Here is a 20009-nt window from a genome sequence, read left to right as displayed (position 1 = left end):
ATGGTGTTGTTTTTGTTCCGGGGTATATCGGCTACGGCTCATGGTGTCAGTCTCCAGGTGAAGATAAGGAAGCAGTAGCGTGCATGGGCCGGAGAGGAAGAACAAGGTGAGATGACCGGACGTTTACGTATCTCCGCCCAGTTCAGCCGTTTAACCAGTTGGGCCAAGGCCAGTGCTTCAAGGTGAGTTAACTGAATGTCCTGCAAATGTTCAATCACCACTTTCATTTTATCCTCTCCCTTAGCCCGCGTTGTACTCAGCCCGCATCTGCTGCTTAATCTCCCGCAGTTGGGCTTGTTGCCGCTGGTACTGCTGATGCTGTTGTTGCGTGGCTTCACTCTCTGGAATCAGCACCAGACAACCATCCATCACCTTCACCGTAATCTGGCCGCCAGTATTAAATCCCACCTGTCTGAGCCACTGGCCCTTAAGATGTATTGCCGGTGTGGCGTTGTTGACCTTATTCCCATTCGGTACATAATCCACGGTGTAATAACATTCTGTTTTCACGGCTTTATTTATCACCGCTTCTGTCTTAGAATGCGGCTTTCAGAGCAGCGAAAAGAGATGCGGGAATACCGACGAATCAACAGCCTGATAAAATATTTGACCCAAAAACTGGTTTTGAAAGTCAATATAGGCATGTTCGTATGACTAATTCAAATAATGAAACAATAATTGGCAATAATGGTAAGCCAATATGGACAAAGGAATATCAATTCACAAAAGCTGATGGAGATAAGGTGATTATCCAAGATCATTCTGCTGGGCACTATTACCCCGATAGTGTAGGTAATCAAGGACCTCATTTAAATGTAAGACCTATTGATAACATTCGAACTGGGAGTGTCCCAGGAACATTAGATCACTATAGTTTCTAGGAGGCATCATATGTTTTGGAATGATCTTGATGGCACTATATTGCTTAATAAAGTATTTTCTAAACCTGTAGAAATATCAGACATAGATCTCTTTGATATAAAAATAGATCGTGAAGGACCAACAGTAATAATAAGTTTTGATTTAATCGGAAAATTACCAGATAACCCACCTGTAAAATGGGTAAAAGGATATAACAAATGTAGGTGTGGTATAAACTGTGGTGGTGTTACATCTATGAATATTGAAGGCATTGCCGTTAACATGTTAGCAAAAATCGAGATAAAAAAAGAAAATGGTCATAATAAAATAATAATTCATGGCTCTAATTTTCGATTAAATCTGGAATGTATGCATATACAGTTTACGGGACCTTCTGTATATATCAGTAAATAAACAAAAAGCCGGAAAGATCCCCATGATCTTTCCGGCTTTGTTATCTTTATTCTTAAAATAAATATCTTACAGGGTTGGACTTAATATATTAAATATATATCTTAAAATCGAGAAAATATAAAATAAATAAGAAGATAAAAAAAGGAATAATAAATAAAAATATAATATTAATGGTAAATATAAACATATGCTATATTTTAGCTATTTTACTCTGTTTTCTCTCTGAAACAGCAAAAAGCCGGAATCACTTCCGGCTGGCTTCTTTCTTACCGTGGTGAATGCCCATGCCACGCCAATGCCGACTGGTTAGTGCAATGGCAAGGCATCAAGGTAATCACAATGGTTACTTTAGGGCTATTAAAAATGTACCAGACAAAATAGACTTAAACCAGTCTGTTAATAAGATATCGAAACAGGTTGCTGATATACAAAATTTAGCTAAGAAAGGAATGATGAATGGAACACCAATAAGAGCTAAAGATAGCTCGAAAGGAAAAGCCAAAATAGGCAATCAACGTGCTTTAGAAATGTGGAATAAAATTTTAGAGGTATAACAATGAAAAGCGAAAATAAGAGGTTTATAACTGAACCAATGAATTTTTTATTTTCAGATAATCTTTTATCAGGGGGAGTAAAAGCACCTTCTGATATTATCCTATTGGAAGATAAAGATAACCCCCTTAGATTATCATTAAGTCAAGATTTACCATATGGATATTTAGTCTGGCAAGATCTTATAGAAAATAGCGTTGGTGAGTTTTCTTTAGAAGATAACTATTCTGAAGCTGAAGATTATTTAGAAGATATTGACGAAGAATACAGTGACTTACAAGAGGAAAAGACATTAATTTATAGAAAATCTAAAATAAAAAAACAAATACAAAATACGATGATTTTTATTTTGAAATTTTAGATGAAGTCTATTATCAACTAAAAATGTTATCTATTCAAAAGTACACATTAGGTTACCAGAAGAAATCATTATTAGAAAAAATGTTCGAAATATATAAAGAAGGGTTGCACCCATGCGGAATGACTAAGGATAAAAAGATAGTGGTTTTTAATCCAATGATATTAAAAACTAGTTGATATAGAAAACATATTCTCATGAAAAAGCCGGAAAGATCCTCATGATCTTTCCGGCTTTGTTATTTTTATGCTTAAAATAAATAAGAAGATAAACAAAGGAATAATGCAGAAAAATATAATATTCATAGTAAATATATACATAGGCTATATTTTAGCTATTTTATTCTGTTTTCTTTCTGAAACAGCAAAAAGCCGGAATCGCTTCCGGCTGGTTTCTTTCTTACCGTGGTGAATACACACAGTAAGTCTACGTTGATTTCACTCGTTCAATGTTTGCGCCAAGTCCGCGCAACTTATCTTCGATATGTTCATAACCCCGGTCAATATGATAAATACGGTCAACAACCGTCACGCCTTCCGCAATACAACCCGCCAGAACCAAGCTTGCCGATGCGCGTAAATCCGTCGCCATGACCTGAGCGCAAGATAATTTTTTAACGCCATGACAAAGCACGGTATTACTTTCAATTTCCGCATGCGCCCCCATCCGAATTAATTCGGGGATATGCATGAAACGGTTTTCGAAAATAGTTTCGGTGATCATACCAGCACCTTCCGCAACCAAATTTAGCAAGCTGAACTGCGCCTGCATATCAGTCGGGAAACCGGGGTGCGGAGCAGTACGTAATGTCACAGCTTTAGGGCGCTTACCGTGCATATCAAGGCTTACCCAATCTTTACCAATTGCAATATCCGCACCCGCCTCACGCAATTTAGCTAATACCGCATCCAGCGTATTAGGCTGAGCATGACGGCAAACTACCTTGCCACCGGATATCGCCGCCGCAACAAGAAATGTCCCCGTTTCAATCCGATCAGGTAGTACACGATATACACCGCCACCAAGACGTTCTACACCTTCAATGGTGATATGGTCAGTGCCCGCACCGGTGATTTTTGCACCCAAGGTATTGAGAAAATTAGCCGTATCTTCGATTTCAGGTTCACGGGCTGCATTCTCAATAACGGTTGTCCCTTCTGCCAACGTTGCCGCGGTCATAATCGTGACTGTCGCTCCAACGCTGACTTTATCCATCACAATGCAAGCCCCTTTCAGACGCCCATTAACGGAAGCCTTAACGTAGCCCTCTTCCAGCACAATTTCAGCACCTAACTGTTCCAAGCCACTGATATGCAGATCAACCGGGCGGGCACCAATCGCACATCCCCCCGGTAAAGAAACTTGCCCCTGACCAAAACGCGCCACCAAAGGACCTAACGCCCAAATAGAGGCACGCATGGTTTTTACTAGCTCATAAGGCGCACAATATTGATTCACATCGCGGGCATCTACAAATACAGAACCATTACGTTCAACTTTAGTCCCAAGGCGATTCAACAATTTGATAGTGGTATCAATATCTTTCAATTCTGGAACATTTTGCAACTCAACAGGCTCTTCAGCCAACAACGCGGCGAACAGGATTGGCAGTGCAGCATTTTTTGCCCCGGAAATAGTAACCTCACCCGACAGACGAGTAGGCCCTTTCACACGAAATTTATCCATCTGTGACGACTCTCTTTATATAATTTGCTGTTCGCGGCGAGGCAAACAACATTAAAAACCGTTGAGCTTGCGATCCCGTTTCCAATCATCCGGTGTGTAGGCTTTAATTGACAAGGCATGAATACGATTATCAGCAATGTATTCCATCAAAGGCGCATAAACGGCTTGCTGCTGTTTTACCCGGCTCATGCCGGCAAACATTTCACCAACCACAATAACCTGGAAATGGCTGCCATCTCCGTTAACGATGACTTCATCCAGTGCTAATTTATCCATCAGCACTTGTTTAATCTCATTAGTATCCATAATTGCTCAATGTTCTGTACCCGTCATCTTTCAAGTTGCCTCTTTGTTGGCTGCACTCACTCACCCCGGTCACATCGTTATCTATGCTCCCGGGGATTCGCTCCCTTGCCGCCGCGATGCATCTTGAAATCCATAGGGTATATAGTTAGAAATAAATAATAGACAGCCATCTATCCTAATAGAATCCTGCTTATTCTTAAACTATGAAAACGCCCTTGTAACATCTCTGCTTACAAGGGCGCTGATTATACCCGTTATCTTTCAAGTTGCCTCTTTGTTGGCTGCGCTCGCTCACCCCGGTCACATCGTTATCTATACTCCCGGGGATTCTCTCCCTTACCGTCGCGATCCATCTTGAAATCCATAGGATATATACAGGTAATTAATGAGATTATCGGTTAGCTATCAATGATAATTTCTTGCAAATCATAGAGCGTAATCAGGGTATTAAGCCGTTCATCAATGCCAGAAAAGCGCAATTTATCCCCTCTCTTTTGCATATGATGTTTGAAACGGACTAAAAGAGCTAAGCCGGTAGAATCCACATATTCAAGTTGTGACACATTGATGTCATTGATCTCGACCAATAATTTCTCTTTTTGCTGCCAGAGAGGAAGCAAACTATTACGATCTAAAGTGCCCTTGAGAATCAATGTTTGCCCTGTTTTTTCCCAGATCAGACTCTCACCCATCTTATTTTTTCTCTTCCAATGTGATTGGCTGACGAGCGCTGATTTCAAGCTGCTTAGTTAAGCCATCAATACCTTGCTGACGCAAGATAGAGGCCCATTCACTCTGTTTAGTCGTAATCATACTGACGCCCTCTGCAATCATATCGAATGCCTGCCATTGACCCGTTTTGCTGTTTTTGCGCCATTGGAAATCAAGACGGACAGGAGGACGACCATTCGAATCGATAATAGTGACACGAATAGCAATAACATTGCTGTCCCCTAACGGCTTTTCCGGGTCAATCTGGTAAGTTTGATTATGATACATTGCCAAAGCCTGCCCATATGCCTGCTCAAGATAAGATTCAAATGCAGCAAAATAAATCTTGCGCTGCTCTGGAGTCGTATCTTTATAGTATTTCCCCAGAACCAATGCCCCTGCGTATTTGATATGGACATAAGGCAGTAGCTCCTCTTTCACCACTTTACGCAGATAATCTGGATTTTGACGAATTTGTGATTGGCTGTTTTTCAAACGAGTAAAAGTCTTTTCCGCCGCATCCTGCATTAACTTATAAGGATTTGTTTGATCAACCGCGCTCGCTAATGGCGCAATAACCAGCAGCACCACCATTAATAATCTCTTCAACATAATTGGTTCCTCTTAATGATATTCAGTTGCTGGCTAGGGTGTCGGCGTGTGCTCTGCCCCACTTTGGACATTATCACCACTCTTATACAAGAACTGGCCGATGAGATCCTCAAGTACCATCGCTGATTTGGTATCCTGTACGCGGTCACCCTCTTTCAGAATACGGGTGTCCATATCGGGATCTTCAAACCCGATATTCAGGGCAATATATTGTTCACCTAATAGGCCAGAAGTACGGATGGAAAGAGAACTGGTATCAGGGATACGGTCATATTGCTTCATAATATCCAGTGCCACTTGCGGCGTATAAGTTTTTTCATCAAGAGAGATACTTGCAACACGGCCAATCACCACCCCCCCAATTTTTACCGGTGAACGCACTTTCAGACCACCAATATTGTCAAAAGTTGCGTATAAACGGTAAGTTGGCTGGTTGCCTACCGATTTAATGTCTGCCACTTTTAGGCATAAAAAGACGATTGCAGCCAGTGCAATCAAGACAAAAAATCCAACCCAAATTTCACTTTTCTTGCTTTGCATTGGCTTAGTTCCCAAACATGAGTGCTGTCAGCACAAAATCCAAACCTAAAACCGCTAACGACGCATGAACCACCGTTCTGGTCGTTGCTCGGCTTATCCCTTCCGAAGTCGGGATCGCGTCATAACCATTGAATAGAGCAATCCAGGTCACAGTAATGGAGAAAACGACACTTTTAATAAAACAATTAAGCAAATCTTTCTGCCACTCGATAGCAGACTGCATTGAAGACCAGAAGAAGCCACTGTCAATCCCCTTCCAATCAACACCAACCATCGCACCGCCCCAAATACCTACCGCCACAAAAATCAAGGATAATAGCGGCATACTGATAAACCCGGCCCAGAAACGGGGCGCGATCACACGCCGTAATGGATCTACCGCCATCATCTCCAGGCTGGAAATTTGCTCCGTGGCTTTCATCAAGCCGATCTCTGCGGTCAGCGCTGATCCTGCTCGACCAGCAAACAACAGTGCCGTGACCACCGGCCCCAATTCACGCAACAGAGATATCGCCACCATCATACCAAGACTGGCTTCTGCGCTGTATGTTGTCAGGATCAGATACCCCTGTAGGCCAAGCACCATGCCAATAAACAGCCCTGAAACGATAATAATCAATAATGACCGAACACCCACGCTGTAAAGCTGCTGTCGGAGTAACGGCCATTGTCTGGCGGGTTCTGGCTTGCCAATTATCGCGCGGAAAAGCATAAAACCTGCACGGCCAAAAGAGGCAAACACCTCAATGGCCCGTCGGCCAAGTGCCGCCAGCGCCTGTGTTAACATTAACATCCCATTATCCTAATAACTCAGTTTTGTAATCCCCAGCCGGGAAACGGAAAGGTACCGGCCCGTCAGCAATACCATCCAAAAATTGCCGTACTCGCCTATCAGGATTAGAGTGCAACTGTTGAGCTGTACCCTCAGCAATAACCTGTTGTTCAGCGATAATATAAGCGTAATCTGCAATGCTCAGAACTTCCGGTACATCGTGGGAAACCACCACACAGGTCACGCCAAGTGCCTTATTCAGCTCATCAATCAACTTCACTAAAACCCCCATCGTAATCGGGTCCTGACCAACAAAAGGCTCATCAAACATAATTAGTTCAGGATCAAGTGCAATGGCACGTGCCAAAGCTGCACGCCTAGCCATACCACCGGAAAGTTCAGAAGGCATCAAATTAGCAGCACCACGTAACCCTACGGCCTCTAATTTCATCATTACCGTGGTCTGTATAATTTCTTCAGGCAGATTCGTATGCTCACGCAGCGGAAAAGCAACGTTCTCAAACACACTGAGATCAGTGAATAATGCCCCAGATTGAAACAGCATGCTCATCTTCTTGCGAGCAGCATACAAGTGAGAACGGGATAAAGCAGGAATATTGTCGCCATCAAACCAGATCTCCCCTCGTTCAGGACGTAACTGACCGCCAATTAATCGTAATAGTGTCGTTTTCCCTATCCCAGAAGGCCCCATAATTGCTGTGACTTTTCCTCTAGGCACAATTAGATTAATATCAGCAAAAATCAAACGGTTACCACGGGAAAAATACATACCACGGACCTCGATGAGATTTGCTGTCTGTTGATTCATTATTGATAGCCCTTAACGGTTAATAAATTGGCTTTAATATTTGGTTCATATATTAATCATATATACTACAAAAAAACGGGAAAATTTTCGCTATTAATGTGATGACAAATTTTACTTTTCTATCCACCGCCGTCAGAATATACCCCATCTAACTGGGCAGACAATTTTTGTTTAGAAAATCAACCAGCGTTGACATCAATTCGGAATATACCTTACAAGGGACGCTTCATGCTTCTGACCTTTTTACTTCTAATTACCGGGTTGATTTTACTGGTATATGGTTCCGATAGACTAGTATATGGCGCTGCAATTTTTGCCCGTACTCTGGGACTGCCGCCATTTATTATTGGTATTACCATTGTTGGCATTGGAACGTCTCTACCCGAATTAATGGTTTCAGTTACTGCAATGCTAGATAGTCAACCTGATATGGCTGTGGGTAATGTTATTGGCTCCAACATTACCAATCTGCTACTAATAACCGGTGCTGCTGCATTTATTCGCCCAATGGAAGTAAAATCAGATATCCTGCGGCAGGAACTGCTGTTGATGCTACTGCTCACCGTCTTCTGTGGTTATTTGATGAGTGATCACTATCTCAGCCGGATGGATGGGTTGGTATTACTCGCTTCCGCCATAGTGTATATCTTACTGATGATAAAAATGGTTGCTCTACCGCGCCGCGCCGAAGCGGATATTTATACGCAAGAACAGGCTGCCGAATTACCGGTCGAAGGCAATAAACACATTGCCCTACTTTGGATTCTATTAGGGTTACTTATTTTACCTATGGCAACTCGTATGGTTATTGATAATGCAACTGTTATTGCCCGCATTTATGGCATCAGTGAATTAGTTATCGGGCTTACCGTACTTGCGGTCGGTACCAGCTTGCCAGAATTAGCAACCTCTATTGCCGCAGCATTCAAAGGCGAAGATGATATTGCATTCGGGAATATTATAGGTTCGAATATATTCAATATATCAATTGTTTTGGGCCTTCCTGCATTACTCTCACCAGCAGCCATTTCACCTGAATCTTTCCATCGTGACTTTTGGGTAATGATGGTAGCCAGCATAATATTTACTGCATTTTGTCTGGGTCGTAAACACCGATTAAACCGATTTAAAGGTGTCCTGTTATTAAGCTGCTTTATCGCTTATTTTATCGTACTGTTTATTTCCAATTACAGCATTGAATAAACACAGAATGAGTAGGAAAAAGAAATGCCTAAGATTGATTTTCAGCAAGCGGGTAAAAAAGTATTACACATAGAACGTGATGGATTAACAGAACTTGAACAACATATAAACGGAGATTTTGACCGTACCTGTGAACTGATGTTCAACTGCGAAGGTAAAGTGATTGTCATGGGGATGGGCAAATCCGGCCATATCGGGTGTAAAATTGCTGCCACTTTCGCCAGCACCGGTACACCATCCTTTTTCGTTCATCCGGGAGAAGCCAGCCACGGCGACCTCGGCATGATCACACCTAAAGACATTGTTTTAGCCATCTCAAATTCGGGTGAATCCAGTGAAATTTTGTCGCTGATTCCCGCATTAAAACGCCAAAAAATCCCGCTTATCTGCATGACTAACAATTGCAACAGTAGTATGGGAAAAGCCGCCGATATCCATCTGTGTATCAAAGTCCCACAGGAGGCCTGTCCGCTAGGTTTGGCTCCTACAACCAGTACTACTGCAACACTGGTTATGGGCGATGCTTTAGCGGTTGCATTGCTCCAGGCACGCGGCTTTACTGCTGAAGATTTCGCACTATCACATCCAGGCGGCACTCTTGGGCGCAAACTTCTGCTACTGGTGAGTGATTTGATGAGTACAGGCGATGATATTCCAAAGGTTAATCGTAACGCCACCTTACGCGAAGCGCTGCTCGAAATCACCCGGCAAAAACTGGGTATGACCGTCATTTGCGATGAAAATAGGTATATTGATGGTATTTTTACTGACGGTGACTTACGGCGAGTATTTGATATGGGCGTCGATTTGTACAATGTCAAAATTTCAGATGTTATGACAACGGGCGGTATCCGTATCAAACCGCATGCCCTTGCAGTTGATGCATTGAACTTAATGCAGTCACACCATATCACGTCCTTATTAGTTGCAGAGGACAATAAATTGCTTGGTGTATTACATATGCATGACCTGCTACAAGCGGGTGTGGTGTAACCGGAGAAAACGCCTTAATGAGCCAATTAGTTTATTTGGACACCTGTTATGGTCCAGTTGATAAAGACGTTATTGAAAAAGCCCGTAAAATCCGCTTGCTGATTTGCGATGTTGACGGTGTTATGTCCGATGGCCGGATCTATATGGGCAATAACGGTGAAGAATTAAAAACATTTAATGTTCGAGATGGTTACGGAATTCGCTGCTTAATTACTTCAGGAATCGAAGTCGCTATTATTACCGGTCGTAAAGCAAAATTGCTGGAAGATCGAGCAAACACCTTAGGTATTACACATCTTTACCAAGGACAAAGTGATAAGGTTTTGGCGTACCAAGAATTGTTAGATACACTGGGATTAAGACCAGAACAGGTTGCTTACATCGGCGATGATCTGATTGACTGGCCGGTCATGGAACAAGTGGGGTTATCTGTCGCTGTGGCAGATGCACATCCATTGCTCTTACCAAAAGCGCATTATGTCACCCAAATTGCAGGGGGACACGGCGCGGTAAGGGAACTTTGTGATTTGGTGCTTTTTGCTCAGAATAAGCTGGAAGAAGCCAAAGGATTATCAATATAGTAGGTTGAAGTGAAACGAGAATGGATAGAATCAAATCCTGGTTGGTGATAACTCTGGTATTAATCATCCTGGCGTTAATTGGCTGGAACTTGTCTGATTCAGATGAGATTAAATCATCTTCTGCCACAGATAACAGTCAGCCAACCTATCAAAGTCAGGAAGCTATAACTTTTGTTTATGACCCTACGGGGAAACTGACGTATAAACTGGTCGCTGATGACGTCCAAAACTATGCAGAGTCAAAACTTACTTGGTTTACTAAACCGGTATTAATTACTTATGACTCAAATGCCATTGCTACATGGACAGTTCGTGCTAACAAAGCCAAACTAACTAATGACAAAATGCTCTATCTTTACGGAGACGTACAGGTTGACAGTCTAACTAATACGTCACAATTACAACGTATTACTACAGAGAACGCTATCATCAACCTGACCACTCAGGATGTTTCATCTGACGATCAGGTCACACTGATTGGTGTCGGGCTAAAATCCGTCGGTATGAAAATGCGTGGCAACCTGAGAAACAAAACCGCTGAACTGATTGAAAAGGTTAACACCTACTATGAAATCCAACATGAAAAACAGAATCCGTAATGCTTTTATTGCCAGTGCTATCTTTGTAGTCAGTCTTCCCGCTATGGCACTGAAAGATGACACACAGAAACCCATTTCTATCGATTCTGCTAAACAAGCCCTTGACATGACAGGGAACACTGCCACATTTACAGAAGATGTGATCGTCAAACAGGGTTCTATCGATATCCGCGCTGACAAAGTTGTTGTGACTCGCCCAGATGGCGATTCTAAGAAAATGGTTATTGAAGCATTTGGCAATCCGGTAACCTTCTATCAACTCCAGGACAATGGCAAACCAATCAAGGGCCGCGGTGCCAAAATGCGTTACGAAATGGATAAAGAGCTGGTTACACTCACTGGCAATGCCTATTTAGAACAGTTAGACAGCAATATAAAAGGCGACCGTATCACCTATCTAGTCCCAACTCAGCAGATGGAAGCGTTTAGTGACAAAGGTAAACGAGTGACCACCGTCCTACTACCTTCTCAATTACAAGAAGAAGGCCCTGGGGCTAACAACAAGAGTAAATAACGATATATGGCAATACTAAACGCAGAAAACCTGGCAAAAGCTTACAAAGGCCGTAAGGTCGTTGAAAATGTCAGCCTAAACGTGAACTCCGGCGAAATTGTCGGCCTGCTTGGTCCGAACGGTGCAGGGAAAACGACGACTTTCTATATGGTCGTCGGTATCGTTTCACGGGATACCGGGACAATTACCATTGATAATGAAGATATTAGCCTACTGCCACTTCACGAACGGGCACGCCGTGGTATTGGTTATTTGCCTCAGGAAGCTTCTATTTTCCGCCGGCTAAGCGTATTCGACAACCTGATGGCTGTATTGGAGATCCGCCAGGATCTGACTCAAGAACAGCGGAAAGAACGTGCCGAAGAGCTGATGGAAGAGTTCCATATCAGCCACCTACGTGACAATCTTGGTCAATCACTTTCCGGAGGTGAACGTCGCCGCGTAGAGATTGCCAGAGCGCTGGCAGCTAATCCGAAATTTATTTTGCTGGATGAGCCTTTCGCCGGCGTAGATCCTATCTCAGTCATCGATATCAAGAAAATCATTCAGCATTTGAGAGATTATGGACTAGGGGTCCTTATCACAGACCACAATGTCCGTGAAACATTGGATGTATGCGAACGTGCTTATATTGTCAGCCAAGGGCATCTGATTGCTCACGGCACACCTAATGATATTCTTAATAATGAACAGGTGAAGCGCGTTTATTTAGGCGAAGGTTTCCGGCTCTAATTCGGCCAGGAGAATTGATTTAACGCTATGAAGCAAAGTTTGCAACTCAGGCTTAGTCAGCAACTGGCTATGACACCACAGCTCCAACAAGCTATTCGTTTGTTGCAACTTTCTACGCTTGAACTCCAACAGGAAATACAACAAGCGTTAGAAATGAATCCTTTGCTTGAACAGGATGAAGAACATCAGGAAATTGGCAATCAGGAACTTCCCGATAACGAAACGGAAGCTATGGATACGCTTGATGCCTTGCAACAAAAGGATATGCCAGATGAGTTACCCCTGGATGTCAGTTGGGATGAAATTTACACCGCTGGCACACCTTCCGGGACACGCAATGACTATAACGACGACGGCGAACTGCCACTTTACCAAGGTGAAACCGTTCAAACCCTGCAAGACTATTTGATGTGGCAGGCAAAGTTGACCCCTTTCACGGAAATAGATGCGGCGATTGCGACATCAATCATTGATGCCGTAGATGACACTGGCTATCTCACTGTACCACTAGAAGATATCCTTGCCAGCCTCGGCGACAACCAACTCACTCTGGCAGAAGTGGAAACTGTGCTCAAGCAGATACAGCATTTCGATCCTATCGGTGTCGCCGCTCGTGATCTAAAAGATTGTCTACTCGTCCAGCTATCAATGTTTCCGCCAGAAACACCTTACCTGAAAGAGGCAAAACTGATCGTTTGCAACCATTTGGAGCTATTAGGTCATTGGGATTTCCGCAATTTAATCCGTCTGAGCCACTTGACAGAAGATACTCTGAAAGAGGCCATAAGTTTAATCCAGTCACTTGCACCAAAGCCTGGCCTGGCAATAAACACTGGCGAATCAGAATATGTCATCCCCGATGTACTGGTCCGAAAAGAGAGTGAACACTGGCAAGTAGAATTGAATACAGATAGTATCCCCCGTTTACACATTAATCAGCATTATGCAGAGCTTGGGCAACATACGCGCAATGAAAGTGACAGTCAGTTTATCCGCAATAACCTACAAGAGGCCAAGTGGCTTATCAAAAGCCTGGAAAGCCGAAATGATACTCTGCTGAAAGTTGCGCGTTGTATTGTAGAACAGCAACAGGAATTTTTTGAACATGGTGAAGAATATATGAAACCGATGGTCTTGGCAGACATTGCTTTCCAGGTTGATATGCATGAATCCACCATTTCCAGGGTGACTACCCAGAAATTCCTGCACAGCCCACGTGGTATTTTTGAATTGAAGTATTTTTTCTCCAGCCATGTCAATACAGAAAGTGGAGGCGAAGCCTCTTCAACTGCAATACGGGCTTTGGTGAAAAAACTGGTAGCAGCGGAGAACTCCGCCAAACCATTAAGTGACAGCAAACTGACGAGCATGCTAGCCGATCAAGGCATCATGGTTGCCCGACGAACTGTCGCAAAATATCGAGAGTCGTTATCCATTCCGCCATCAAACCAACGTAGGCGTCTGGTTTGAAATGAACAGAGAAGGAAGACAATATGCAACTCAAAATAACCGGCCACAATATTGAAATTACTGATGCATTACGCGACATTATCACTGCAAAATGCAGCAAACTGGATCAATATTTCGACAGGATCAACCTGACTCAGGTAATCCTCCGAGTGGAAAAGGTACAACAAATCGCCGAAGCTACTGTACACATTAACGGAGGTGAGTTGCACGCATCATCAGAACATGAAGATATGTATGCAGCAATTGATGGACTGGTCGATAAACTGGCGCGTCAATTAACCAAGCATAAAGACAAACTGAAACATCATTAACAGTTATTTAACAAAAAATGTAGTAACAACAGCAGAGTATTGCTGTAAAACAGTGCGCAAATACAGGATGCCACAGATAACCTATGGCATCCTGTATCAATAAGCACCTAAGTGAATAGGAAAATGAATAATCAAGCAGATTTACTACTAAGTTCGGTGCTTTCCCTCGCATGTACGCGCAATAATGTACATTGTTCGAGCAAAAAACGGGCTTTAGAGATTATCAGTGAGCTAGCATCTCAGCAGCTTAAGTTACCAGAAAATGTCGTATTCGAAGCAATATTGACCCGAGAAAAAGTAGGTACTACTGGAATTGGCAGTGGTATTGCCATCCCCCACGGTAAGTTAGATGAAGAAAGCTCAGATCAAGCGGTTGGCGTTTTCCTAAATCTGGAACAACCTATTGCTTTCGATGCCATTGATAATCAACCAGTCGATTTGCTGTTTGCTTTACTGGTTCCAAACGATCAATGCCAAACACACCTACACACATTGTCATTGATTGCCAAACGTCTTGCAGATAAAAATCTCTGCCGTCGTTTAAGATCGGCACAAAGTGATGAAGAACTATACACAATTATCACTGAATAACTGTTGCAATGCATGGATAGCAATAGAAGCAATAGATAAGAGTGGCTCATAATAACCACTAAAAAATTAAGGGGAGTTGCCTCATGGTGCTGATGATAGTCAGTGGCCGTTCCGGTTCAGGTAAATCCGTTGCCTTACGCGCACTGGAAGATATGGGTTTTTATTGTGTAGACAACTTGCCGGTAGTATTACTACCGGAATTAGCAAATACGCTAGCTGACCGCGATATTTCTGCTGCGGTTAGTATTGATGTAAGAAACATGCCGGAATCACCTGAAGTTTTCGAAGAAGCTCTGACTAAACTACCAGCGAGTTTCTCACCGCAATTACTATTCCTCGATGCTGAACGTAATACATTGATCCGCCGTTATAGCGACACTCGCCGTCTGCATCCGCTATCAAGCAAAAATCTTTCTCTGGAAAGCGCGATTGATCAAGAAAGTGATCTGCTGGAACCCCTTCGTTCAAGAGCTGACCTGATTATCGACACTTCCGAAATGTCAGTCCATGAATTGGCTGAGATGCTAAGAACGCGTCTGCTCGGCAAACGGGAACGTGAGTTGACAATGGTCTTTGAGTCTTTCGGCTTCAAGCATGGCATTCCAATTGATGCCGACTATGTTTTTGACGTACGTTTCCTGCCAAACCCACACTGGGACCCCAAATTACGGCCAATGACCGGTCTTGATCGTCCTGTAGCCGCTTTCCTCGACCGTCATACGGAAGTGCATAACTTCATCTATCAAACCCGCAGTTATCTTGAACTCTGGCTACCCATGCTTGAAACCAATAACCGCAGCTATCTGACCGTTGCTATTGGCTGTACCGGCGGTAAACACCGTTCTGTTTATGTGGCAGAACAGTTGGCCGATTATTTTCGTTCCAGAGGAAAAAACGTACAGTCGCGCCACCGTACTCTCGAAAAGCGAAAATAATGACTGTCAAGCAGAGACTTGAAATCAAAAATCGGCTGGGAATGCACGCCCGGCCAGCAATGAAGCTGTATGATCTAGTACAGCTCTTTGAATCTCATGTCATTTTACGCAATGATAACCATGTTGAAGCCGAGGCCAGCAGCGTAATTGCTATGCTAATGCTGGATTCAGAAAAAGGCAGCTATATTGAAGTTGAAGCCAGTGGCCCAGATGAAGAGCAAGCTCTCGCAGCTATTATTGATCTATTTAATTCGGGATTTGACGAAGAATAACGTTGCTCACTCACCTGAGGATTATCATGTCCTTCACTGTTTTCATTAGCAGCACAAAACAGTTCGTGATCATGATCTCTTTATTTTCCAGTAAGAACAGCCTACTATCAGGTTAATCATTTTAAATAACACCCCCCTCCTCATGGTGCGGGGTGTTATTTTGTATTGGAATCCATTTGGAGTGTGGTATGACTAAACCAGCAATTATCATCAACGAATTAGACGCAGAACGTTTAGATTCCCTGTTGGAACAGCCAGCGTTTGCAGATACTAGTATCGCTGACGCTTTGAATGAGGAGCTGGATCGTGCAGAGATTGTACCGCCAGCAGAAATTCCATCAGATGTTGTGACAATGAACAGCCGGGTTCGTTTTATTGATCTGACAAGCAATGAAGAACGGGTACGTACTTTAGTTTATCCAGCGTCACTGCAAGACAGTTCAGATCAGCTTTCTGTTATGGCTCCTTTAGGCGCTGCATTATTGGGCCTTCGTATCGGTGACGAAATCAGTTGGGAATTACCAAACGGCGAAGAAACCCGCGTCAAAGTATTAGAATTACTTTACCAACCAGAAGCTGCCGGTGAATATCACAGATAAAACCCTATTAAATCAATACAAAAAACCACTATCGCACAAGTGGTTTTTTGTCTTTGATAACCAAATGGCGACAAAATGGCGACAGGAATTTTATATCTTCAATTACTTTTCAACTAACCACTATACATTATGAGGTAATTATAATGTTCGAAAATAATAACAATCTGTCAATTCTTAAAGAAATAAGAGACACTTAAATATTCATTGGCTCTGATATAGATGAATCAGTAAATCAATATCTTCAAGGAGGTTGGATAATACTTTCTGCTACAAGTGGTACAAATCCAGATAACTATCCTATTCACTCAGTTTTATTAGGTTTCATTCCTTAACAACTAATTTCAGCTCTATATGTTCAGTAAGGCCGTGTCCTACTTGAATTCTTAAAATCAGCGCGGCTTCTGGTCATGATCCTATCTCCCACGTAAAATAGAATTTTTCCTTTAATATCATTATATTGATATTTTTCCCGTGATCCTCTTTTGATCCGAAAACTGAAATTTCCTGAAAATCTTTTCAATCATTTCAGTTTGTGATTCCTCTCACTTCTCCGGTGCTGGCACGGTTTGGCAGCTTGCCTTGTAGGATTTTAAAACTGAAAAAATTTTTTGATCCAAAGCGTGCAGGCGGGTGCGGTGTAGTGCCGTTTTCGCCATAAGTTCATTTATTTCGTCATAAGCGCAGCGAGACAAACCGCCACCAGGGTGTTTATTTGATTCTTGCCACCATCAAAGAGGGAAGCAGGAATATGAAAAAAGACTGGCATACCGCCGATATTATCGCTGCGATACGTAAGAAGAATAAAACGCTGGCATCATTATCCAGAGAGCACGGTTTAAGCTCTTCAACATTAGCAAATGCTTTAACGCGCCCCTGGCCTAAAGGGGAATTACTGATTGCTCAGGAAATTGGTGTCACCCCTGCTGAAATATGGCCCAGTCGGTACTTCGACGAAAATAAGCAGCCTATCAAACGAACCGTCCGAAATGATTTACCAAACAATTCTGATATCACATAAGTTATTTCTATATCCAAAAAAGTAACGACAACTTTTAAACCACTAAGCTAATATAACACGCTGAATTATCATTTTTTTATTACACTTACTGCCCATTATTTAATATCAGAATTGTATTCAAGCTCTATGAAAGTATAAAAAAGCCCGCATGTTGCGGGCGAGATAATTGTATTTCAGACCATCAGAACACGAACCCGTAGCGCTGATTGATACCACATTTAAAAAGGCGTCCTAGCGTTATTATGTGTATGACTCGCGGTAAACTATACTAATCTGTTGTCTATTTCCCCATACTACCGGAACAATAATCGCTTGAACACAGGTTAAAGTCCAATAGGGATGACCAAATTTGAGCTTTTAGATCAGTATCTAAGCCCACTTAAACAAAAGTGGCTTGCTTGATCAAAGGCGGTAAATGTTAAAAGCCACCGGGAGGTTACCCCGATGGCCTTAGCTACGTTTCCGTTATCTATTTCAGAAATGCACGGATCAGCTCTAAAAGCGCGATTAACGCTTTGAGAACGATGATAGCAGTGTCAATAAATGCTTTCACCCGCTTGCTCCCGTTAGGAGCACGACTTAACCAGCCATTGCCTTTACGCTGCCTGTCCGGCTGGCCCTCATCTGTGTTAGCAGGAGAATATCGCGCTCTGACCGAGGCACTGAATCAGCACCACCTGTACTCAGCCAGGACTTAAGAAAACTTGCGTCAAAGATACACAGGCCAGAACGCTACCCCAAACTAACAGCCGTTGATTATAGGTTTATTTTCAAATGATTCAATCAATTAAAATGATGAGTAGATAAAAATAAAAAACCAACTGGTGAGGTTGGTTTTTTATTTTAACCCTTGGATAGGGCAGTTTGTCTTTGTGCTATACGAGATTGGTAGCCTCGGTTCTAGCGCGACATTCTCCTGCTAACATAATCAGTCTACACCTTAAAAAAGGTGTTATCAACCTATGTCATAGCGTAAAAAAGCTCATACAAATGGAATGATATTCACCCAATCACAGGGGAATACTTCTGTTTCAATCCATCGGATTTATAGCCCGTGTTCCTTATCGCGCTGGCGTTCTCCGGCGCACCTGTGTTGTGGTGCGTATGGGCGGCAGTCTGTTCCGCCAGTGCTTTAACCACATCCAACGTCTCTAAATCAAGGTCATGACATTGATTTGCTGGCTGCCCACCCAAACCACGGGCGCGATGATTTCTTGCCTGGCACCGGCGATGCTCTGCTTAAGCAGACCAATCTTCTCTATCAGCTTTTGTCCGATTTCGATACTGGCCTCTTTCCCTACGCTGGCAACGAAATTTGATGAGGTCGCCATACTATAGTCACCGTCTGCAATTTGCCGGACAGCGCCCGCCAATAGCGTAGACGTGCCCAAAACCGTGGTTTTATCCGTGGCCTGTATCGTGGTTTCCCGTGCGACTACGTTACGTGTTTCCGTGTCTGCCCTGACTTCACGGTGCATGGATGATTCATTAATGGTCTGGTCAGTCTGACGAATCCAGTTCCCTTCCTGAGTTACCCTCTGCGAGACTTCCGCCCGCTGTTGCTGCAATTGTTCGCCTGGCTTGATATCGGGCAAGGTATTACCCTGGCTTAATATCTGCCGGATAAAGGGCTTATCCGGTCTGCCTGCCTCAAAGGCGATTTCAACCACCGTTCCGACTGGCGGATATTGGAACATACCGGATTCACTGCCCGCCATCGGCAAAGGCAGCGGAACCGCGTGGTAAACAGGAACCGCGGCATCCTGACCATCATCAGCCAATAATTGTACATCAACGGCATAGCGTGGCCGGAATGGGTCGGAGATATCGCCGCTGACCGTATTTTCAGTGTGTGCCTCAATGCGGGCAAATTTGGGTAAATGCAGCCCTGCCGATAATTCGGGGTAGGCAGCATCAATCTGGCGCTGCATTGGCGTTCTGGTTTGCGACTGACCGGTCAGTTTATTAACGGCTTCCCATGTAATGACCATGTTTGCATTGTTCAGATTGACCTTTTTCAGCCGTTGCTGATTGACCACCACGCCAGGACGCAACGATGGGATCATGGGAATGGTCAGCGCATTGCCTGCGGACTGGCGCTGGCTAAATTCATTGGGGATCTCTACCGGTTTTCCCGCAAACATCGAATGCGCCCCGCTGCCCACATAAACCGAACCCTCCGGCAACTGATACCAGAGATAATCCTCAATCGAAAAAACCTGCCCAAGATTAGCCAGCAACTGATAGCCGGTACCATGATGGGTAAAATGCGCGATGGGTGTCTCTGTATAAGGGGCATCCGGAAATGTGAAGGTCAGTCCGCTGTACTCCTGCAACCAGTCCGCAATCTGGCTCAGTGTTGGATGCTGAAATGAACACGGCCATAATCGGTCAAACACGCCGACCAGCTCACGCACAAACAAACGCTGATAACCGTTTTGGGCTGGCTGTGAGCGTGCCACATAACCCGTAAACCAGCGTAATACCAAATCCGTGTAACCCACGTCCAGCCGTACCAGTTTTCCGGTGTAGTCCGTTGTCGTCTCCGCC

At 43.5% G+C, this 20009-nt stretch carries 28 protein-coding genes and 1 pseudogene; 18 read left to right on the top strand and 11 right to left on the bottom strand.

The window, feature by feature from the left end:
- Positions 1 to 38: 38 nt before the first annotated feature.
- Both AACQ38_RS22535 and AACQ38_RS22530 read right to left on the bottom strand, forming a co-directional pair.
- The gene (locus AACQ38_RS22535) at positions 39 to 227 is read right to left on the bottom strand and encodes a DUF7706 family protein (RefSeq protein WP_165579100.1); all 189 of its coding nucleotides are present in this window, start codon (positions 225 to 227) and stop codon (positions 39 to 41) included.
- 13 nt (positions 228 to 240) lie between these two features.
- A complete protein-coding gene (locus tag AACQ38_RS22530) occupies positions 241 to 510 on the bottom strand; it encodes a SymE family type I addiction module toxin (RefSeq protein WP_445260633.1) in 270 nt (89 codons plus the stop codon).
- A 140-nt stretch (positions 511 to 650) separates the two neighbouring features.
- On the opposite strand from AACQ38_RS22530, the gene AACQ38_RS22525 reads away from it, so the two are divergent.
- From AACQ38_RS22525 to AACQ38_RS22510, 4 genes are all read left to right on the top strand, one after another.
- Positions 651 to 881 (top strand): HNH/endonuclease VII fold putative polymorphic toxin, encoded by a 231-nt coding sequence (locus tag AACQ38_RS22525; protein WP_207631958.1) that lies wholly within the window; start codon positions 651 to 653, stop codon positions 879 to 881.
- A gap of 10 nt (positions 882 to 891) precedes the next feature.
- Entirely contained in the window at positions 892 to 1275 is a 384-nt protein-coding gene (locus tag AACQ38_RS22520; RefSeq protein ID WP_165579106.1) for an Imm50 family immunity protein, read from the top strand.
- A 284-nt stretch (positions 1276 to 1559) separates the two neighbouring features.
- A complete protein-coding gene (locus tag AACQ38_RS22515) occupies positions 1560 to 1829 on the top strand; it encodes an AHH domain-containing protein (RefSeq protein WP_165579105.1) in 270 nt (89 codons plus the stop codon).
- 2 nt (positions 1830 to 1831) lie between these two features.
- Complete coding sequence (locus AACQ38_RS22510; protein ID WP_165579104.1) at positions 1832 to 2188, top strand: hypothetical protein; 357 nt, start codon at positions 1832 to 1834, stop codon at positions 2186 to 2188.
- Positions 2189 to 2611: 423 nt separating this feature from the next.
- Here the strand turns inward: AACQ38_RS22510 and murA are convergent, their stop codons facing one another.
- From murA to mlaF, 7 genes are all read right to left on the bottom strand, one after another.
- The gene (murA, locus tag AACQ38_RS22505) at positions 2612 to 3871 is read right to left on the bottom strand and encodes a UDP-N-acetylglucosamine 1-carboxyvinyltransferase (RefSeq protein ID WP_165579103.1); all 1260 of its coding nucleotides are present in this window, start codon (positions 3869 to 3871) and stop codon (positions 2612 to 2614) included.
- Between the two features lie 51 nt (positions 3872 to 3922).
- Entirely contained in the window at positions 3923 to 4177 is a 255-nt protein-coding gene (gene ibaG / locus AACQ38_RS22500) for a BolA family iron metabolism protein IbaG (RefSeq protein ID WP_011148158.1), read from the bottom strand.
- Positions 4178 to 4575: 398 nt separating this feature from the next.
- On the bottom strand, positions 4576 to 4869 hold the full coding sequence (gene mlaB / locus AACQ38_RS22495; RefSeq protein ID WP_058589774.1) for a lipid asymmetry maintenance protein MlaB: 294 nt from the start codon (positions 4867 to 4869) through the stop codon (positions 4576 to 4578).
- A 1-nt stretch (position 4870) separates the two neighbouring features.
- On the bottom strand, positions 4871 to 5500 hold the full coding sequence (mlaC, locus tag AACQ38_RS22490) for a phospholipid-binding protein MlaC (protein ID WP_165579102.1): 630 nt from the start codon (positions 5498 to 5500) through the stop codon (positions 4871 to 4873).
- A 33-nt stretch (positions 5501 to 5533) separates the two neighbouring features.
- Entirely contained in the window at positions 5534 to 6040 is a 507-nt protein-coding gene (gene mlaD, locus AACQ38_RS22485) for an outer membrane lipid asymmetry maintenance protein MlaD (protein WP_011148161.1), read from the bottom strand.
- 4 nt (positions 6041 to 6044) lie between these two features.
- Positions 6045 to 6827, bottom strand: coding sequence for a lipid asymmetry maintenance ABC transporter permease subunit MlaE (mlaE, locus tag AACQ38_RS22480; RefSeq protein ID WP_165579108.1), 783 nt, complete (start codon positions 6825 to 6827; stop codon positions 6045 to 6047).
- A 10-nt stretch (positions 6828 to 6837) separates the two neighbouring features.
- A complete protein-coding gene (gene mlaF, locus AACQ38_RS22475) occupies positions 6838 to 7641 on the bottom strand; it encodes a phospholipid ABC transporter ATP-binding protein MlaF (protein WP_011148163.1) in 804 nt (267 codons plus the stop codon).
- A 228-nt stretch (positions 7642 to 7869) separates the two neighbouring features.
- On the opposite strand from mlaF, the gene AACQ38_RS22470 reads away from it, so the two are divergent.
- The 13 genes from AACQ38_RS22470 (at position 7870) to AACQ38_RS22410 (ending at position 17459) form a co-directional block, all read left to right on the top strand.
- On the top strand, positions 7870 to 8844 hold the full coding sequence (locus AACQ38_RS22470) for a calcium/sodium antiporter (RefSeq protein ID WP_011148164.1): 975 nt from the start codon (positions 7870 to 7872) through the stop codon (positions 8842 to 8844).
- A gap of 24 nt (positions 8845 to 8868) precedes the next feature.
- On the top strand, positions 8869 to 9837 hold the full coding sequence (gene kdsD / locus AACQ38_RS22465; RefSeq protein ID WP_011148165.1) for an arabinose-5-phosphate isomerase KdsD: 969 nt from the start codon (positions 8869 to 8871) through the stop codon (positions 9835 to 9837).
- Between the two features lie 17 nt (positions 9838 to 9854).
- Complete coding sequence (gene kdsC, locus AACQ38_RS22460) at positions 9855 to 10418, top strand: 3-deoxy-manno-octulosonate-8-phosphatase KdsC (protein ID WP_058589775.1); 564 nt, start codon at positions 9855 to 9857, stop codon at positions 10416 to 10418.
- Positions 10419 to 10438: 20 nt separating this feature from the next.
- Complete coding sequence (lptC, locus tag AACQ38_RS22455) at positions 10439 to 11017, top strand: LPS export ABC transporter periplasmic protein LptC (RefSeq protein WP_011148167.1); 579 nt, start codon at positions 10439 to 10441, stop codon at positions 11015 to 11017.
- Complete coding sequence (gene lptA, locus AACQ38_RS22450; protein WP_011148168.1) at positions 10998 to 11531, top strand: lipopolysaccharide ABC transporter substrate-binding protein LptA; 534 nt, start codon at positions 10998 to 11000, stop codon at positions 11529 to 11531. The genes lptC and lptA overlap by 20 nt, the downstream gene beginning before the upstream one ends.
- Before the next feature lie 6 nt (positions 11532 to 11537).
- Entirely contained in the window at positions 11538 to 12263 is a 726-nt protein-coding gene (lptB, locus tag AACQ38_RS22445; RefSeq protein WP_011148169.1) for an LPS export ABC transporter ATP-binding protein, read from the top strand.
- A gap of 27 nt (positions 12264 to 12290) precedes the next feature.
- Positions 12291 to 13733: an RNA polymerase factor sigma-54 gene (rpoN, locus tag AACQ38_RS22440; RefSeq protein WP_011148170.1), complete on the top strand. Its 1443-nt coding sequence runs from the start codon at positions 12291 to 12293 to the stop codon at positions 13731 to 13733.
- Positions 13734 to 13756: 23 nt separating this feature from the next.
- Positions 13757 to 14044, top strand: coding sequence for a ribosome hibernation promoting factor (gene hpf / locus AACQ38_RS22435; RefSeq protein WP_011148171.1), 288 nt, complete (start codon positions 13757 to 13759; stop codon positions 14042 to 14044).
- A gap of 123 nt (positions 14045 to 14167) precedes the next feature.
- Positions 14168 to 14635 carry a PTS IIA-like nitrogen regulatory protein PtsN gene (ptsN, locus tag AACQ38_RS22430; RefSeq protein WP_011148172.1) on the top strand — a complete coding sequence of 156 codons (468 nt, stop codon included), beginning with the start codon at positions 14168 to 14170 and terminating at the stop codon, positions 14633 to 14635.
- An 83-nt stretch (positions 14636 to 14718) separates the two neighbouring features.
- On the top strand, positions 14719 to 15570 hold the full coding sequence (rapZ, locus tag AACQ38_RS22425) for an RNase adapter RapZ (RefSeq protein ID WP_011148173.1): 852 nt from the start codon (positions 14719 to 14721) through the stop codon (positions 15568 to 15570).
- Positions 15570 to 15842, top strand: coding sequence for a PTS phosphocarrier protein NPr (npr, locus tag AACQ38_RS22420; protein ID WP_165579101.1), 273 nt, complete (start codon positions 15570 to 15572; stop codon positions 15840 to 15842). Before rapZ ends, npr begins: the two co-directional genes overlap by 1 nt.
- Before the next feature lie 188 nt (positions 15843 to 16030).
- Positions 16031 to 16441: a nucleoside diphosphate kinase regulator gene (gene rnk, locus AACQ38_RS22415; protein WP_011148175.1), complete on the top strand. Its 411-nt coding sequence runs from the start codon at positions 16031 to 16033 to the stop codon at positions 16439 to 16441.
- 748 nt (positions 16442 to 17189) lie between these two features.
- Positions 17190 to 17459, top strand: a complete 270-nt coding sequence (locus tag AACQ38_RS22410) for a helix-turn-helix domain-containing protein (RefSeq protein WP_046975142.1) — start codon at positions 17190 to 17192, stop codon at positions 17457 to 17459.
- 469 nt (positions 17460 to 17928) lie between these two features.
- Here AACQ38_RS22410 and dinQ read toward each other — a convergent pair whose 3' ends face one another.
- Positions 17929 to 18000, bottom strand: coding sequence for a damage-inducible type I toxin DinQ (gene dinQ, locus AACQ38_RS24220; protein WP_369293964.1), 72 nt, complete (start codon positions 17998 to 18000; stop codon positions 17929 to 17931).
- On the opposite strand from dinQ, the gene AACQ38_RS22405 reads away from it, so the two are divergent.
- Positions 17984 to 18157 (top strand): hypothetical protein, encoded by a 174-nt coding sequence (locus AACQ38_RS22405; RefSeq protein WP_158538187.1) that lies wholly within the window; start codon positions 17984 to 17986, stop codon positions 18155 to 18157. The two genes, dinQ and AACQ38_RS22405, sit on opposite strands and share 17 nt — an antisense overlap.
- 304 nt (positions 18158 to 18461) lie before the next feature.
- On the opposite strand, the pseudogene AACQ38_RS22400 reads toward AACQ38_RS22405, so the two are convergent.
- Positions 18462 to 20009, bottom strand: a pseudogene (locus AACQ38_RS22400) (hypothetical protein); the annotation flags it as partial.

The sequence above is a fragment of the Photorhabdus sp. RW14-46 genome (assembly GCF_963887965.1).
Lineage (GTDB): Bacteria > Pseudomonadota > Gammaproteobacteria > Enterobacterales > Enterobacteriaceae > Photorhabdus > Photorhabdus laumondii.
This window is presented reverse-complemented; position numbering and strand designations above follow the sequence as displayed.

Excerpts from the sequence above, each read along its gene's own strand:
- AACQ38_RS22515 (WP_165579105.1), top strand. The coding sequence starts at position 1,560 with ATGCCACGCCAATGCCGACTGGTTAGTGCAATGGCAAGGCATCAAGGT.
- mlaF (WP_011148163.1), bottom strand. The coding sequence starts at position 7,641 with ATGAATCAACAGACAGCAAATCTCATCGAGGTCCGTGGTATGTATTTT.
- lptC (WP_011148167.1), top strand. The coding sequence starts at position 10,439 with ATGGATAGAATCAAATCCTGGTTGGTGATAACTCTGGTATTAATCATC.
- AACQ38_RS22510 (WP_165579104.1), top strand. The coding sequence starts at position 1,832 with ATGAAAAGCGAAAATAAGAGGTTTATAACTGAACCAATGAATTTTTTA.
- mlaC (WP_165579102.1), bottom strand. The coding sequence starts at position 5,500 with ATGTTGAAGAGATTATTAATGGTGGTGCTGCTGGTTATTGCGCCATTA.
- mlaE (WP_165579108.1), bottom strand. The coding sequence starts at position 6,827 with ATGTTAACACAGGCGCTGGCGGCACTTGGCCGACGGGCCATTGAGGTG.
- AACQ38_RS22535 (WP_165579100.1), bottom strand. The coding sequence starts at position 227 with ATGAAAGTGGTGATTGAACATTTGCAGGACATTCAGTTAACTCACCTT.
- kdsD (WP_011148165.1), top strand. The coding sequence starts at position 8,869 with ATGCCTAAGATTGATTTTCAGCAAGCGGGTAAAAAAGTATTACACATA.
- hpf (WP_011148171.1), top strand. The coding sequence starts at position 13,757 with ATGCAACTCAAAATAACCGGCCACAATATTGAAATTACTGATGCATTA.
- rnk (WP_011148175.1), top strand. The coding sequence starts at position 16,031 with ATGACTAAACCAGCAATTATCATCAACGAATTAGACGCAGAACGTTTA.
- rapZ (WP_011148173.1), top strand. The coding sequence starts at position 14,719 with ATGGTGCTGATGATAGTCAGTGGCCGTTCCGGTTCAGGTAAATCCGTT.
- ptsN (WP_011148172.1), top strand. The coding sequence starts at position 14,168 with ATGAATAATCAAGCAGATTTACTACTAAGTTCGGTGCTTTCCCTCGCA.
- kdsC (WP_058589775.1), top strand. The coding sequence starts at position 9,855 with ATGAGCCAATTAGTTTATTTGGACACCTGTTATGGTCCAGTTGATAAA.
- murA (WP_165579103.1), bottom strand. The coding sequence starts at position 3,871 with ATGGATAAATTTCGTGTGAAAGGGCCTACTCGTCTGTCGGGTGAGGTT.
- mlaB (WP_058589774.1), bottom strand. The coding sequence starts at position 4,869 with ATGGGTGAGAGTCTGATCTGGGAAAAAACAGGGCAAACATTGATTCTC.
- mlaD (WP_011148161.1), bottom strand. The coding sequence starts at position 6,040 with ATGCAAAGCAAGAAAAGTGAAATTTGGGTTGGATTTTTTGTCTTGATT.
- lptB (WP_011148169.1), top strand. The coding sequence starts at position 11,538 with ATGGCAATACTAAACGCAGAAAACCTGGCAAAAGCTTACAAAGGCCGT.
- lptA (WP_011148168.1), top strand. The coding sequence starts at position 10,998 with ATGAAAAACAGAATCCGTAATGCTTTTATTGCCAGTGCTATCTTTGTA.
- AACQ38_RS22525 (WP_207631958.1), top strand. The coding sequence starts at position 651 with ATGACTAATTCAAATAATGAAACAATAATTGGCAATAATGGTAAGCCA.
- AACQ38_RS22410 (WP_046975142.1), top strand. The coding sequence starts at position 17,190 with ATGAAAAAAGACTGGCATACCGCCGATATTATCGCTGCGATACGTAAG.
- AACQ38_RS22405 (WP_158538187.1), top strand. The coding sequence starts at position 17,984 with ATGATAGCAGTGTCAATAAATGCTTTCACCCGCTTGCTCCCGTTAGGA.
- AACQ38_RS22520 (WP_165579106.1), top strand. The coding sequence starts at position 892 with ATGTTTTGGAATGATCTTGATGGCACTATATTGCTTAATAAAGTATTT.
- npr (WP_165579101.1), top strand. The coding sequence starts at position 15,570 with ATGACTGTCAAGCAGAGACTTGAAATCAAAAATCGGCTGGGAATGCAC.
- rpoN (WP_011148170.1), top strand. The coding sequence starts at position 12,291 with ATGAAGCAAAGTTTGCAACTCAGGCTTAGTCAGCAACTGGCTATGACA.
- ibaG (WP_011148158.1), bottom strand. The coding sequence starts at position 4,177 with ATGGATACTAATGAGATTAAACAAGTGCTGATGGATAAATTAGCACTG.
- AACQ38_RS22470 (WP_011148164.1), top strand. The coding sequence starts at position 7,870 with ATGCTTCTGACCTTTTTACTTCTAATTACCGGGTTGATTTTACTGGTA.